Here is an 11,883-nt window from a genome sequence, read left to right as displayed (position 1 = left end):
TCCCCCTTCACAAAGGACCCTCAGCACCATGACTGCCGCCGGCCACCGCCGCGAACACGATCTGCTCGGCGACCGCGAGATACCGGCCGAGGCGTACTGGGGCGTGCACACCCTGCGCGCCAGGGAGAACTTCCCCATCACCGGTACGCCGATCGCCGCCTACCCGCATCTGATCAATGCGCTCGCCGCCGTCAAGGAAGCCGCGGCCCGGGCCAACGAGGACCTCGGGCTGCTGGACCGGGAGCGGGCCGATGCCATCGCCGCCGCGTGCCGGGAGATTCGGGACGGCGGCCGGCTGCACGACCAGTTCATCGTCGACGTCATCCAGGGTGGCGCCGGTACCTCGACGAACATGAACGCCAACGAGGTGATCGCCAACCGGGCGCTGGAGATCCTCGGCCACGACAAGGGCGACTACGGCCATCTGCACCCCAACGAGCACGTCAACCTCAGCCAGTCGACCAATGACGTCTACCCGACGGCCGTGAACGTCGCCACGATCATCGCCGTACGGGAACTGCTCGACTCGATGACCGTGCTGCGCGAGGCCTTCGCGGCCAAGGCCGAGGAGTTCCGCGAGGTCCTCAAGATGGGGCGCACCCAGCTCCAGGACGCGGTGCCGATGACCCTGGGCCAGGAGTTCTCGGCGTACGCGGTGATGCTGGAGGAGGACCAGAGCCGGCTGGCGGAGGCCGTCCTGCTCATCCACGAGATCAACCTCGGCGCCACCGCCATCGGCACCGGCCTCAACGCCCCCAAGGGCTACGCCGAGGCGGCCCGTGACCACCTGGCCGCCCTCACCGGTCTGCCGCTGGTCACCGCCGCCAACCTCGTCGAGGCCACCCAGGACTGCGGCGCCTTCGTCCATCTCTCCGGTGTCCTCAAGCGCATCGCCGTCAAGCTCTCCAAGAGCTGCAACGATCTGCGGCTGCTCTCCTCCGGTCCGCGCGCGGGCCTCGCGGAGATCAACCTGCCGCCGGTACAGGCCGGTTCGAGCATCATGCCCGGCAAGGTCAACCCGGTGATCCCGGAAGTCGTCAACCAGGTCGCCTTCGAGGTCATCGGCAACGACGTCACCATCACCATGGCCGCCGAGGCGGGCCAGCTCCAGCTCAACGCGTTCGAGCCGGTCATCCTGCACTCCCTCTCGGAGAGCATCACCCACCTCGGCGCCGCCTGCCGCACCCTCGCCGAACGCTGCGTCGCGGGCATCACCGCCAACACCGAAACCCTGCGCGCGAGCGTGCAGAACTCCATCGGACTGGTCACCGCCCTCAACCCGCACATCGGCTACACCGCCGCCACCGCCATCGCCAAGGAGGCGCTCGCCACCGGCCGCGGCGTCGCCGAACTGGTCCTGGAACAGGGCCTGCTGCCGGCCGACCGCCTCGCGGCCCTGCTCCGGCCGGAGGAAATCGCGGGCACCGGGAGCGCCAGGTAAGCCACGTCCGCGGCACGACCACTGGTGCCGGCGCCATGACTGGGACACGCTGCCGCACATGGACTGGATGCCGCTGCTCTCCACACTGACCGGTGCCGTCATCGGCATCACGGCCACACTGCTCGCCGATCGCCGACGGTGGCAGCGGGAGGAGGCCAGACACGCACTGGAAGTGCGGCGCGAGGTGTACACCGAGTTCGTCTCCGCCCTCAAAGCCGCGGGGGAAGAGATCCGGGCCGTCGCCTTGGGAGATCACATGTCCGAGTCGGCGCGGGACGCGGCCGTACGCGAAGCCGTGCGCGGCACCGGTATCTACACGGCGAGTGAACGCCTCTGGCTCGTGGGCCCGCCGCAGGTCGTGGCGGCGGGCAACGAGGCGTTCCACCGCCTGCGCGCGCTCCGCGACGCCTACGCCCGAGGGGTGGCGGTCGGCTCCGCCGAGGACGCGCCCCTGATAGCGCAACGGCGCGCGGCCATGGCGCGGATGCGTCACCTCATGCGTGCGGACCTGGGCTTCGGGCCCCTGGGGATCGAGTGAGCGAGCAACCGGGACGCGCGCTCAGCGACGGGGACATGGGCGTCGGGCTCAGGTGCCGGGCGTGCGTGTCTCGTGCGGGTCGTGGTGGATGAGCAGCACGGCGATGTCGTCGGTGTGCGGTGCGGACGGTTCGGTCTGCTGGACGAGGGTGTCGGCGAGGGCGCTCATCGGTCCCGGCGACGCCTGCGCGAGGCGGTCGGCCAGGCTGCTCATCGCCTCCTCGATGTCGCAGCCGGGGGCTTCCACGAGTCCGTCGGTGTACAGGGCGAGCGTGCTGCCGGGAGGGAAGGGCACTTCGATCGTCGGGTAGTCGGCGTCGGGGTCGACACCGAGCAGCAGGCCGGGCGGCAGGGTGAGGACTTCGACGCGGCCGTCGGGGTGGCGGCAGATCGGCGGAAGGTGGCCGGCGGTGGCCAGCCGGGCGCGGTGCTGCGCCAGATCGAGGTGGACATAGAGGCAGCTGGTCAACAGGTTGGCGTCCATGTCGGTGAGCAGTCGGTTGGTACGGGCGAGGACTTCGCCGGGAGGTGCGCCGGCGGTGGCATGGACGGCGGTGCGTACCTGGCCCATGAGGGCGGCGGCGTTGACGTTGTGGCCTTGGACATCGCCGATGGCCGCGGCAGCGGTACGGCCATCGAGGCGGACCAGATCGTAGAAATCGCCGCCGACATCGATGGTGCGGCCGGCGGGGAGATAGCGGGCGGCCACGTCCAGGCCCGGGACGGCGGGGAGGGCCGCCGGCAGCAGGCCCGCCTGCAGGCTGCGGGCGAGTTGGTGCTGCGCGTCGTAGAGGATGGCGCGGTCCAGAGCCTGCGCGATGAGGCCGGCGAGAGAGGTGAGGGCGGCCCGTTCCTGCGGCGTCCAGGGGAAGGGCCGGTCGTAGCCGAGGACCAGCACTCCGACCGGGGCGCCGGAGGCGATCAGGGGGAGAAAGGCGCACGCGGCGACGTCCTCGTGGACCTGCGCGTGCGGGTAGGCCCGTGCGAGGTCCTCGGAGGTGGCGAAGAAGCCGGGAACTCCACTGTTCAGGACCTGGGCGGGGGCGACCTCCTCGGTCAGGAGGGTGGCGTCCATGCGGGCTGTGAGCGTGGCGGTGAAACCGCGTTGGCCGATGACGTGCAACCGGCCCTCCTCGGCCGTCAGCAATGCCAGGGCCTGGATGTCGAAGGCGGACATGAGCTGGCTGGCGGCCCGCTCCATCACGTCCCGGACCCCGACCGCCTCGGAGAGCATGGCGGCCAGGTGCAGGAGGTGGTACAGCACATCCGCCCGGCTCGGGCCCACGGGCTCCGGCAGCTGACGCTGTGCGGGAGCGCCGGCGGCTCCGGGCCCGACGGCCGGGGTGATCAGGACGCTGAGACCGCCGGCATCCGGGAGGAGCTGGAAGGACAGCCGCCGGTCCGGCGGGCGCAGGGCGCTGAAGGAGACGGACCGACGGCTGATCACGGCGGCCCGGTAGTGGTCTTCGAAGCCCGGATCGTCCAGCCAGGGCAGGGCCTCCCAGGGCAGCGCGCCCAGCAGCTCGGGGGCCTCGGCGCCGACCAGCTCGGCGGCTCCCGCGGTGACGAAGGTGATCCGGCCGTCCAGGTCCAGCGCGCAGCAGCCCTCGGGGAGCCGTTCGGCGAAGTCGAAGGCCGCCAGCGCCTCGGCCGCCGCGGGAGCGCGGGCCCGCAGCGACGGGATCAACCGCGGCTCCCGGCCGGGCAGTACCGGGTGGTCGCTGTCGGCGGCCCCCTCCAGCAGCAGGCCCAGGCGCCGGCAACACGAGTGGAGCGCGTCGGACTCCTGCTGGGACAGCTCCGGCGGGTGCGCTCCGGGCCACATCAACGCCAGCGCGCCCCACACGTCCGCAGCCGTGGTGATCGGCGCGATGGCCACCGCGAACGGGTAAGGCAGTACCAACGCGGTCCGCGGATATCGGCGCGCCATCTCCTCGTAGCCGGGCAGCCACACCAGCCGCCGCTCCCGCACGGCATCGGGCACCGGGCCCCTGGTCGTCAGCCGCACCTGCTCCCAGGGGGCGACGATCCGCCGCGAGACCCCGGTCAGCACCGTCAGTTGCAGCTCACCGGCGCCCCGGGGCAAGAGGTAGACCAGGCCGCCGGAAGCGCCCGACTCCTGCACGGCCTGCACCAAGGGAGCCTCCAGCAGCATGTCGGAGCCCCCGGCCGCGGCGCCCCCGAAGAGACCCTGCACCGCCGTCACCCGTCCCCGTCGGCGTGGCGGGTGGCGGCTCGTACGCGTCCCAAGCGACCGCGTGCCACGTCGGCACCGCCCACCGGGACGGCCCCGATCCGCACCCGACTCGTCCCGACCTGCCGGGCCGCCCCCAGCGCCCGGCGCATCAGCCGGCCGACCCACGCCGGCAACGACCTGCCGCACCGGCCACACCACACATTCGCATACGGGCAGTTTACGTCTGATATCGGGTGGGTCCGTAGGTCGAACGTCCCGCAAGTGAGGACCACTCTCCCCTGAGGAGCTCGGCGCGAAGCGGGTGCTATGAGGTTTTCGTGGACGACATCCCTGGGAATCGTGGGCAGTTGGACGAGCGCACGCCACGCGGCTGTGGGACGAGAGCACGCCCCTCGGCCCCGCAGGGATGGCCGAGGCCCGGGCCGATCGACCCGGGCCCCTCGCCGCACGGGGCACCGCCGTCACCCGTCAGCGGCGCCGTCCACCCGCGAGAGGGTCGCGCGGACCCACTTGCCGCCCTCGGGGTCCCGGCCGCAGGTCCAGGACTCGGCGAGCGCCGCGATGATCTGCATGCCGCGTCCGCAGTCCTCGTCTCGGCCGGCGGCGCGCGGGACCGGCAGGACCATCGACCCGTCATGCACCTCGATGCACAGCGCCTCGACTTCCAGGGCGAGCCGGAGAATGATCGTGGAATCCGTCCCCCGGCCGCGCGTCGGCAGCCGAGCTCCGTGCCGAATGGCATTCGTGGCCAGCTCGCAGACGATCAGCACGGCCGAATCGATGAGTTCCTCGCTCGCACCCCAGAACCGCAGAGCCTCCGCGGTGAAGGTCCGGGCTTGCCTGGCGGAGGACAGGACTGCCGGCAACGTGAGCGAGGCAGAAGGAAGTTCGACATCCCGTGGGATGACGAATTCAGCCACTGCAGCCATTTCCTTGACCCTTCAAACAAGCAAGCGCGCGATCAACACGGCCGCGTTTACAGCATGTGAATTGCTCGAATGAGCACCAACAGCTCATATATCGAATTACTCCCTATTAAAGATCGGCAAAGGGGGATGTCAATGGTTTTCAAGGGCTCTTTTGAAACATGAGCAAGTCATGCTCAGACGAGCAATTTCGACCGGAATTCGTCACGGTGCGCAGCGGATCGACGATGCCCGGTGAACCGCACCGCGTCATTTCACGGCCCCGAGTGAGAGGCCCTGGACGAGCTTGTCCTGCGCGGCGAATCCGGCGATGACCACGGGAAGGGAGATGAACGCGGCGGCGGCGCACACCTTTGCCAGAAAAAGGCCCTGGCTGGTGACGAAGCCGGTCAGGAACACCGGCGCGGTGCCGGCGACGACGCCGGTCAGGACCCGGGCGAAGAGCAGCTCGTTCCAGCTGAAGATGAAGGAGATCAGGGCCGTCGCGGCCAGACCGGGCAGCGCGACCGGCGCGACGATCCGGGTCAGTGTCGTGGCCAGACCCGCACCGTCGATGGCGGCGGCCTCCAGCATGTCCACCGGAATCTCGGCGAGGAACGAGCGCATCATCCATACCGCGATCGGCAGGTTCATCGCGGTGTAAAGGAGGACCAACAGCCAGATGTTGTCGAGCATTCCGGTGTGCTGTGCGACGAGGTAGAGCGGCAGCAGTGCGGCCACCAGCGGCAGCATCTTCGTGGAGAGGAAGAAGAACAGGACGTCGCGCCACTTGCGCACCGGTGTGATGGCCAGGGCGTAGGCGGCGGGGACGGCCAGGGCGAGGACCAGAATCGTGGAAACCACCGAGGCGGTCAGCGAGTTGAGGAGCGGGGGCCAGGGACTGACGCCGCTGCCCGCGCCGAAGAACTCGCGGTAGCCGTGCAGGGTGAGCGGAGCGCCGAGGCCGGGCGGGTTGGTCGCCGCGTCCGTCTCGCTGTGGAACGACGTCAGCACCATCCAGGCGACGGGCACGAAGAAGAGCAGCCCGCTCAGCCAGGCCAGCAGGACCAGATACGCGTGTGTGCGACGCCGGCGCCGGGCGGCTGCCGGCAGCCGGCGGACGGCGCGCGGCATGCCGGTCATCGGATGTCCTCCTCGCGCAGCAGGGACGAGACGGTGCGCAGTGCGAAGGCGGCCACGATCAGGGAGCAGACCACCACGACGACGCCCTGCGCGGACGCCAGCCCGTAGTCATGTGCCTGGTAGAAGGTTTGGTAGATCGTGTAGGGGAGGTTGGCGGTGCCGAGGCCGCCGGAGGTGAGGGTGAAGACCGCGTCGAAGTTCTGGACGAGGAAGACCGTCCCGAGCAGGGCGGCGAGTTCCAGGTAGCGCCGCAGATGCGGCAGGGTCAGATAGCGGAAGACGTCGAACGCGGAGGCGCCGTCCACCAGGGCGGCCTCGACGGCGTCGGTGGGCCGGCTCTGCAGTCCCGCGAGCAGGATCAGCATCATGAACGGCGTCCACTGCCAGATCAGCGTCACCTCCACCGCGGCGAGCGGGGCGCTGGTCATCCAGTCCGGCTGCGGCGGGCTGTCACTGCCGAACAGGCTCCACAGCCAGGTCAGGACGCCGTTGAGGAGGCCGTAGGAGGTGTTGAACAGGGCGTGCTTCCACAGCAGGGCCGCGGCGACCGGCACGATGAGAAACGGCGTGATGAGCAGGGTACGGACGAGGCCGCGTCCGCGGAAGCGCCGGTCGAGCAGCAGCGCCAGGCCCAGCCCGAGCAGCAGACTGACCAGGACCACGGTCACCGTCAGCAGGATCGTGGTCACCACCGCACTGCGCAGCGCGGGGTCGGTGAAGACCGCCCGGTAGTTGTCGAAGCCGGCGAAGCCCCGGTTCTGGGGGGCGAGTGCGTTCCAGCGGAGGAAGGAGATCACCGCCGTCGTCAGGAACGGGAGTTGGGTGACGACGACGAGGAAGACCACGGCGGGGAGGAGGGGCGCCCGGCGGGCCCGCACCGCGGCCCGGTCCACGGCTGCCCGGGCGTCCACGGCACCGTGCGGGCCGTGCGCCGACGCGTCAGTGGCCTGCGTAGACACGGGCCACCTCCGCTGCCAGTCGCTGCCCGTGACGGAGTGCGGCGGCCACGCTCTGCTTGCCGGCGACGGCCGAACTGATCTCCTGGCTGGTCTTGGTGCCCAGGGCGGCGAACTCGGGGATGTCCACGAACTGGATGCCGGGCACGGGGCGGGGCTGGACGCCCGGGTCGTCGGGCCGGGCCGTACTGATCGCCCGCTCGGTCGGGCCGGCGAAGGCCCGGGCGGACTCGGTGTACTGCGGGTCGCGATAGAGCGACGCCCGCTTGCCCGCCGGCACCCGCGACCAGCCGAGCTCCCGGCCCACCAGGCGTTCGTACGTCTTGCTGGAGGCCCAGGAGATGAACTTCCACGCCGCGTCCTGGTGCTTGCTGGCCTTCTGCAGGCCCCACGCCCAGGTGTAGAGCCAGCCCGAGACGGCCGTCTTCTCCACCGGCGCCGGGGCATAGCCGACCTTGCCCGCGACCTTGGACTCGCCGCTCTCCAGCGAGCCGGCGCCGGCGGTCGCATCGTACCACATGGCGACCTTGCCCTGCTGCATGTCGTTGAGGCACTCGGTGTAGCCGGCCTGCGGTGCACCCGGCTCGCCGTGCTTGCGCACCAGATCGACATAGAACCGGGTGGCCGCGGTGAAGGCGGGGCTGTCGACCTTCGCCCGCCAGTCCTTGGTGAACCACGTCCCCCCGAACGTGTTCACCACGGTCGTCAGCGGGGCGATCAGCTGGCCCCAGCCGGGCTGCCCGCGCAGACAGATCCCCTTGACGCCCTTGCGGATGCCGTCCAACGTGGCAGCCATCGCGGCGACTTGGCGCCAGGTGGGGTGGGCCGGCATGGTCAGCCCGGCCGCCTTGAACAGGTCCTTGCGGTACATCAGGAACGACGACTCGCCGTAGAACGGCTCCGCATAGACCTTGCCGTCGGCGGCGGTCAGCGAGGAGCGGACCGGCGGGAGGATGTCGCCCTGGTCGAAGGCGCGGTCCTCGGCGGCCCGCGCGCCCAGTTCGGTCAGCCAGCCGTTACGGGCATAGATCGGCGTCTCGTAATTGCTCAGGCTCGCCACGTCGTACTGCCCGGCCTGGCTGGAGAAGTCCTGGCTCATCTTGTCGCGCAGATCGTCCTCCGGCAGCACGGTGAAATTGACCTTGATGCCGGTCTCCTTGGTGAAGTGCTCGGCGGTGAGCCGCTGCAGATCCACCATCTGCGGGTTGTTCACCATCAGCACATTGAGGGTGTTGCTGCCGGTGTTGCCGACATCGCCGGCGCCCCGATAGCAGCCGCCCGCCGCCAGCACCACGGCCAGGGTCACGGCGATCTGCCGGACGAGGTGACCGGGACGGTCCCGTCGGGCCCGACCACGGCGTCGTGCTCTCACGGCTGGCACCTTTCACCCCGCCCGCTACTGCCCGCACCAGGTCTATCGCCTCGGCGCGCGGCCGTGCACCTGCCGGCGGACGACAAGCGCACGGGTTCGCGCGTTCAGAGCAAGCTCTCGGCCACCCCGGCATCGGTGACCACGCCGTTGAAGAGACCGGTCTTCACCGCCGCCGAGGCAGCGGCTGCCCGTTCGATGCCGTCGGCCAGCAGGATCACGTCGGGCACCGCGCGCAGTTCGTCGAAGCTGATCGCAATGACCCGTTCGGTGAGTTCGGGGACGATGATGCGTCCTTCCGCGTCGAGCAGATGGCCGGCGACTTCGGCGCACACTCCGCGGCTCCGGTACTCCTCGCGTTCGGCCTCGGTGAGCGCGTCGAACACGGTGGAGAGTCCCGGCCCCCATCCGCCGACGGTGACCACGGCCTTGGTCACCTTGCTGAAGTGGCGGACCGCGTCGACCACGCCGGGCTGCTCACGCAGCATCCGGGCCGCCGTCGCGTCGGGCAGCAGCAGCGGTGCGTAGATGGGGTGGACGACGCCGCGCGAAATGGTGGCGGCCCGGCCTACCGCCTCCACCGCGGTCTTGTTCACGGGGCGCAGCGGGGTCACCCCGCACAGCTGGACGACCGTGCACCGGGCGAGGGTGGTCAGCTCGAAGCCGAGGGCCTCGATCTCGGGACCCCAGACGAGCCCCAGGACATCGTTCTCGACGACGATCTCGGCGAGCAGGTCGGCCGCGACCGCGCCGAGGCGGCGGGTGGCCTGCGCGGTGTCGTCCGGTTCCTCCTGCCGCGAGTCGATGACGATGGCGTGCCGCAGACCGAATCGGGTGCGCAGGGCGTCGGAGAGGCCGGCGTCGAGCTCGGCGGGAAGCCGGATCTCCAGCCGGATCAGGCCGTCGCGGAGGGCGGTCTCCAGGGTCCGGGCCACCTTGAACCGGCTGATGCCGAATTCCTCGGCGATCTCCATCTTGGATTTGCCTTCGAGGTAGAACCTCCGGGCCATGGCGGCCGTCTGGACCAGGTACTCCGGGCCGGTGTGGTGGGTACGCATGGCGGGCCTGGCCTTTCTGGACGCCGCGAGTCGCCCTTCTGGACGCCGCGAGTGCGGTGCTCGCATGAGCACATGCATCTCATATGCGCCTTTTCTCCATTAAAGACCCCTGGAGGGCGCTGTCAACGCGCCCACCGGCTGCCGCTCCGCCGGGTGCACATCGGTGTGGTCCGCGGGCTCCGGCCGCGGCTCGGGCGGCGTCTTCATGCCCAGCACGAGGACGGTGCTGAGCAGATGCAGGGCGGCATAGATCCACATGACTCCCCCGATGCCGATCGCACCGATGAAGACCGTGCCGATGAGCGGACCGAAGGCCATGCTGGCGCCGGCCCCCAGCGTGTACGCCGACATGATCTGCCCCTTGCGCTCCGGATCCTGCGAGGTCATCAGCGGCGGCATCGGGACGTACCCGGCCATGCCGACACCCAGCGCGCCGGCCGCGATCGCGACCAGGAGGTAGTTGTGCCCGGCGGCCTCGGGCACGTAATACAGCGCGAGACAGGCGAGCGCCGAGACCACGCCACCGAGCCAGGCGACGGTCTTGCGCCGGCTCCACGGGTCACCGAGCGCACCGAAGGTGACGACGCAGGCGAGGTTGCTGACCATCATGACGATCAGCAGCGAGGCCCACTCCTGAGCGCGGAAGCCGATCCGGTCGACGAGGAAGAGCGGGAGGAAGACCCACACACCGAACTGCGAGGTGGTTGATGAGCCGGACCACCGCTCCCATGCCGACGCGCGGCTTGTCGAACAGGACGGTGAAACAGCCCAGGAAGGTACGCGGCAGGCCGACCCGCTCCGGCCCCCTGGACAGACCCTGGAATCCGGTGCGTTCACGCAGCAGGAGCAGGACGACCAGGGCGCCGGCCACGATCATCGCGAGGGACACCCACAGCGTGCGGTAGAAGCCGATGGCGGGCTTGAGGGCGGAGACCAGGGCGGAGCCGATGACGGGGTAGCCCATGGTGAAGCAGAACCAGAACCAGCCGAGCGCTTTGCCGAGCTGGCGCTCCGGGGCGCCCACCATGATCCAGACCATGAATCCGTAGGCGAACAACGGATACCCGAAGCCGCGCAGGCCGTAGGTGAGCAGGATCAGCCCGTAGGAGTGGGCGGGGACGGCCACCGCGAGCAACAGGGTGTGGCAGACCGCCCAGCACAGGGCGCCGGCCATCATCACCCGGCGCGGCCCCCACAGGTCACAGAGCCCGCCCGCCAGGAAGGCGCCCACCGCGGCGGTGATGCCGTACACCGTGAAGATGACGCCGACCTCCTGAGGGGTCGGGCGTTCGCCCGTAGGTGGCCATCGGACTGAACAACCTCACAGAGAATTTCAAGAGCTTCACATAAAGTGTGTGATGTTCTAGGGTGAGAACACGGCGGAAGACCGCCACGGAAACGAACGGGGGACGCCCACGATGAGAGCGAGTCGCGGCTCCGAGGCCGAGGTGGAGGAGCGCCGTCAGGCGGTGCTGCGCCATGTCGCCCAGGAAGGGGAGATCCGCATCGCCGACCTCGCCGCGCGCATGCACGTCAGCGTCATGACCATGCACCGGGACCTGGACAACCTCCACGAGCGGCAATTGCTGCGCAAGGGCCGCGGAGTGGCGACGGCCTTCTCCGACGTCGCCATGGAGAGCGCCCTGCGGTTCCGGGAGAACGCCAACGTCGCCGTGAAGAACGCCATCGCGGACGCGCTGGTGGACGAGGTCTCCCCCGGTGACACGGTGCTGATCGACTGCGGCTCGACCCTCTTCCCGCTCGCCCGCCGGCTGGCCGCCGTCGAGGGGATCCGCGTGATCACCAACTCGCTGCGCATCACCTACCTCCTGGCGGCCTCGCCGGCCGAGGTGACATTGCTGGGCGACCGTTTCTACGAGGACTTCGAGTCCTGTGCGGGTCCGCAGACCCGTCGTCAGCTGGAGGACATCCGCGCCACCGTCGCCTTCGTCACCGCCACCTCGGTCCGCGACGGCCGGCTCTTCCATCCGGTGCGCGCCTACGCGGAGTCCAAGCAGGCGTATCTGCAGGCCGCCGACCGCGCCGTACTCGCCGTCGACCACAGCAAGTTCGGCCGCACCGCCACCTACGCCTACGGCGATGTCAGCGGCTACGACCTGCTGGTCACCGACATCGACACACCGGAGCGCGAACTGCGGCCCGTCCGGGACCTCGGCGTCGAGGTCCGCACCGTCGATCCACAGAGCTGACCCGGCCCGAGCCGAGGCTCCCCACCCGAGCGCACCCCCCTGGCGCACCCGAGAAAGGCCCCGATCC

At 70.0% G+C, this 11,883-nt stretch carries 11 protein-coding genes; 3 read left to right on the top strand and 8 right to left on the bottom strand.

From position 1 onward, the window contains the following. Positions 1 to 28 precede the first annotated feature (28 nt). Both aspA and EST92_RS05910 read left to right on the top strand, forming a co-directional pair. Positions 29 to 1,441 carry an aspartate ammonia-lyase gene (gene aspA / locus EST92_RS05915; protein WP_129279867.1) on the top strand — a complete coding sequence of 471 codons (1,413 nt, stop codon included), beginning with the start codon at positions 29 to 31 and terminating at the stop codon, positions 1,439 to 1,441. A gap of 58 nt (positions 1,442 to 1,499) precedes the next feature. Beyond that, positions 1,500 to 1,979, top strand: a complete 480-nt coding sequence (locus EST92_RS05910; RefSeq protein WP_254068548.1) for a hypothetical protein — start codon at positions 1,500 to 1,502, stop codon at positions 1,977 to 1,979. A 48-nt stretch (positions 1,980 to 2,027) separates the two neighbouring features. On the opposite strand, the gene EST92_RS05905 is transcribed toward EST92_RS05910, so the two are convergent. The 8 genes from EST92_RS05905 to EST92_RS31980 form a co-directional block, all read right to left on the bottom strand. Continuing rightward, positions 2,028 to 4,133, bottom strand: a complete 2,106-nt coding sequence (locus EST92_RS05905) for a SpoIIE family protein phosphatase (protein ID WP_129279894.1) — start codon at positions 4,131 to 4,133, stop codon at positions 2,028 to 2,030. A 503-nt stretch (positions 4,134 to 4,636) separates the two neighbouring features. Further along, positions 4,637 to 5,095: an ATP-binding protein gene (locus EST92_RS05900; RefSeq protein WP_161981706.1), complete on the bottom strand. Its 459-nt coding sequence runs from the start codon at positions 5,093 to 5,095 to the stop codon at positions 4,637 to 4,639. 255 nt (positions 5,096 to 5,350) lie between these two features. Further along, positions 5,351 to 6,223 (bottom strand): carbohydrate ABC transporter permease, encoded by an 873-nt coding sequence (locus EST92_RS05895; protein WP_129279865.1) that lies wholly within the window; start codon positions 6,221 to 6,223, stop codon positions 5,351 to 5,353. After that, a complete protein-coding gene (locus EST92_RS05890; protein ID WP_216849075.1) occupies positions 6,220 to 7,116 on the bottom strand; it encodes a sugar ABC transporter permease in 897 nt (298 codons plus the stop codon). The genes EST92_RS05895 and EST92_RS05890 overlap by 4 nt, the downstream gene beginning before the upstream one ends. A 46-nt stretch (positions 7,117 to 7,162) precedes the next feature. Then, a complete protein-coding gene (locus tag EST92_RS05885) occupies positions 7,163 to 8,485 on the bottom strand; it encodes a sugar ABC transporter substrate-binding protein (protein WP_129279893.1) in 1,323 nt (440 codons plus the stop codon). A gap of 170 nt (positions 8,486 to 8,655) precedes the next feature. Then, a complete protein-coding gene (locus tag EST92_RS05880) occupies positions 8,656 to 9,606 on the bottom strand; it encodes a sugar-binding domain-containing protein (protein ID WP_129279863.1) in 951 nt (316 codons plus the stop codon). Positions 9,607 to 9,705: 99 nt separating this feature from the next. Further along, positions 9,706 to 10,257, bottom strand: coding sequence for an MFS transporter (locus EST92_RS31985; protein ID WP_254068556.1), 552 nt, complete (start codon positions 10,255 to 10,257; stop codon positions 9,706 to 9,708). Continuing rightward, positions 10,166 to 10,858: an MFS transporter gene (locus EST92_RS31980; protein ID WP_254068547.1), complete on the bottom strand. Its 693-nt coding sequence runs from the start codon at positions 10,856 to 10,858 to the stop codon at positions 10,166 to 10,168. The genes EST92_RS31985 and EST92_RS31980 overlap by 92 nt, the downstream gene beginning before the upstream one ends. Positions 10,859 to 11,024: 166 nt before the next feature. Here EST92_RS31980 and EST92_RS05870 point away from each other — a divergent pair, with 166 nt between their 5' ends. Next, the gene (locus EST92_RS05870; RefSeq protein ID WP_129279862.1) at positions 11,025 to 11,816 is read left to right on the top strand and encodes a DeoR/GlpR family DNA-binding transcription regulator; all 792 of its coding nucleotides are present in this window, start codon (positions 11,025 to 11,027) and stop codon (positions 11,814 to 11,816) included. The last annotated feature ends 67 nt before the right edge of the window (positions 11,817 to 11,883 follow it).

The organism is Streptomyces sp. TM32 (assembly GCF_004122755.1).
Lineage (GTDB): Bacteria > Actinomycetota > Actinomycetes > Streptomycetales > Streptomycetaceae > Streptomyces > Streptomyces sioyaensis.
This window is presented reverse-complemented; position numbering and strand designations above follow the sequence as displayed.

What these genes read in the sequence shown, in the direction of transcription:
- aspA (WP_129279867.1), top strand. Translation starts at nt 29, where the DNA reads ATGACTGCCGCCGGCCACCGCCGCGAACACGATCTGCTCGGCGACCGC.
- EST92_RS05910 (WP_254068548.1), top strand. Translation starts at nt 1,500, where the DNA reads ATGGACTGGATGCCGCTGCTCTCCACACTGACCGGTGCCGTCATCGGC.
- EST92_RS05905 (WP_129279894.1), bottom strand. Translation starts at nt 4,133, where the DNA reads ATGCTGCTGGAGGCTCCCTTGGTGCAGGCCGTGCAGGAGTCGGGCGCT.
- EST92_RS05895 (WP_129279865.1), bottom strand. Translation starts at nt 6,223, where the DNA reads ATGACCGGCATGCCGCGCGCCGTCCGCCGGCTGCCGGCAGCCGCCCGG.
- EST92_RS05880 (WP_129279863.1), bottom strand. Translation starts at nt 9,606, where the DNA reads ATGCGTACCCACCACACCGGCCCGGAGTACCTGGTCCAGACGGCCGCC.
- EST92_RS05870 (WP_129279862.1), top strand. Translation starts at nt 11,025, where the DNA reads ATGAGAGCGAGTCGCGGCTCCGAGGCCGAGGTGGAGGAGCGCCGTCAG.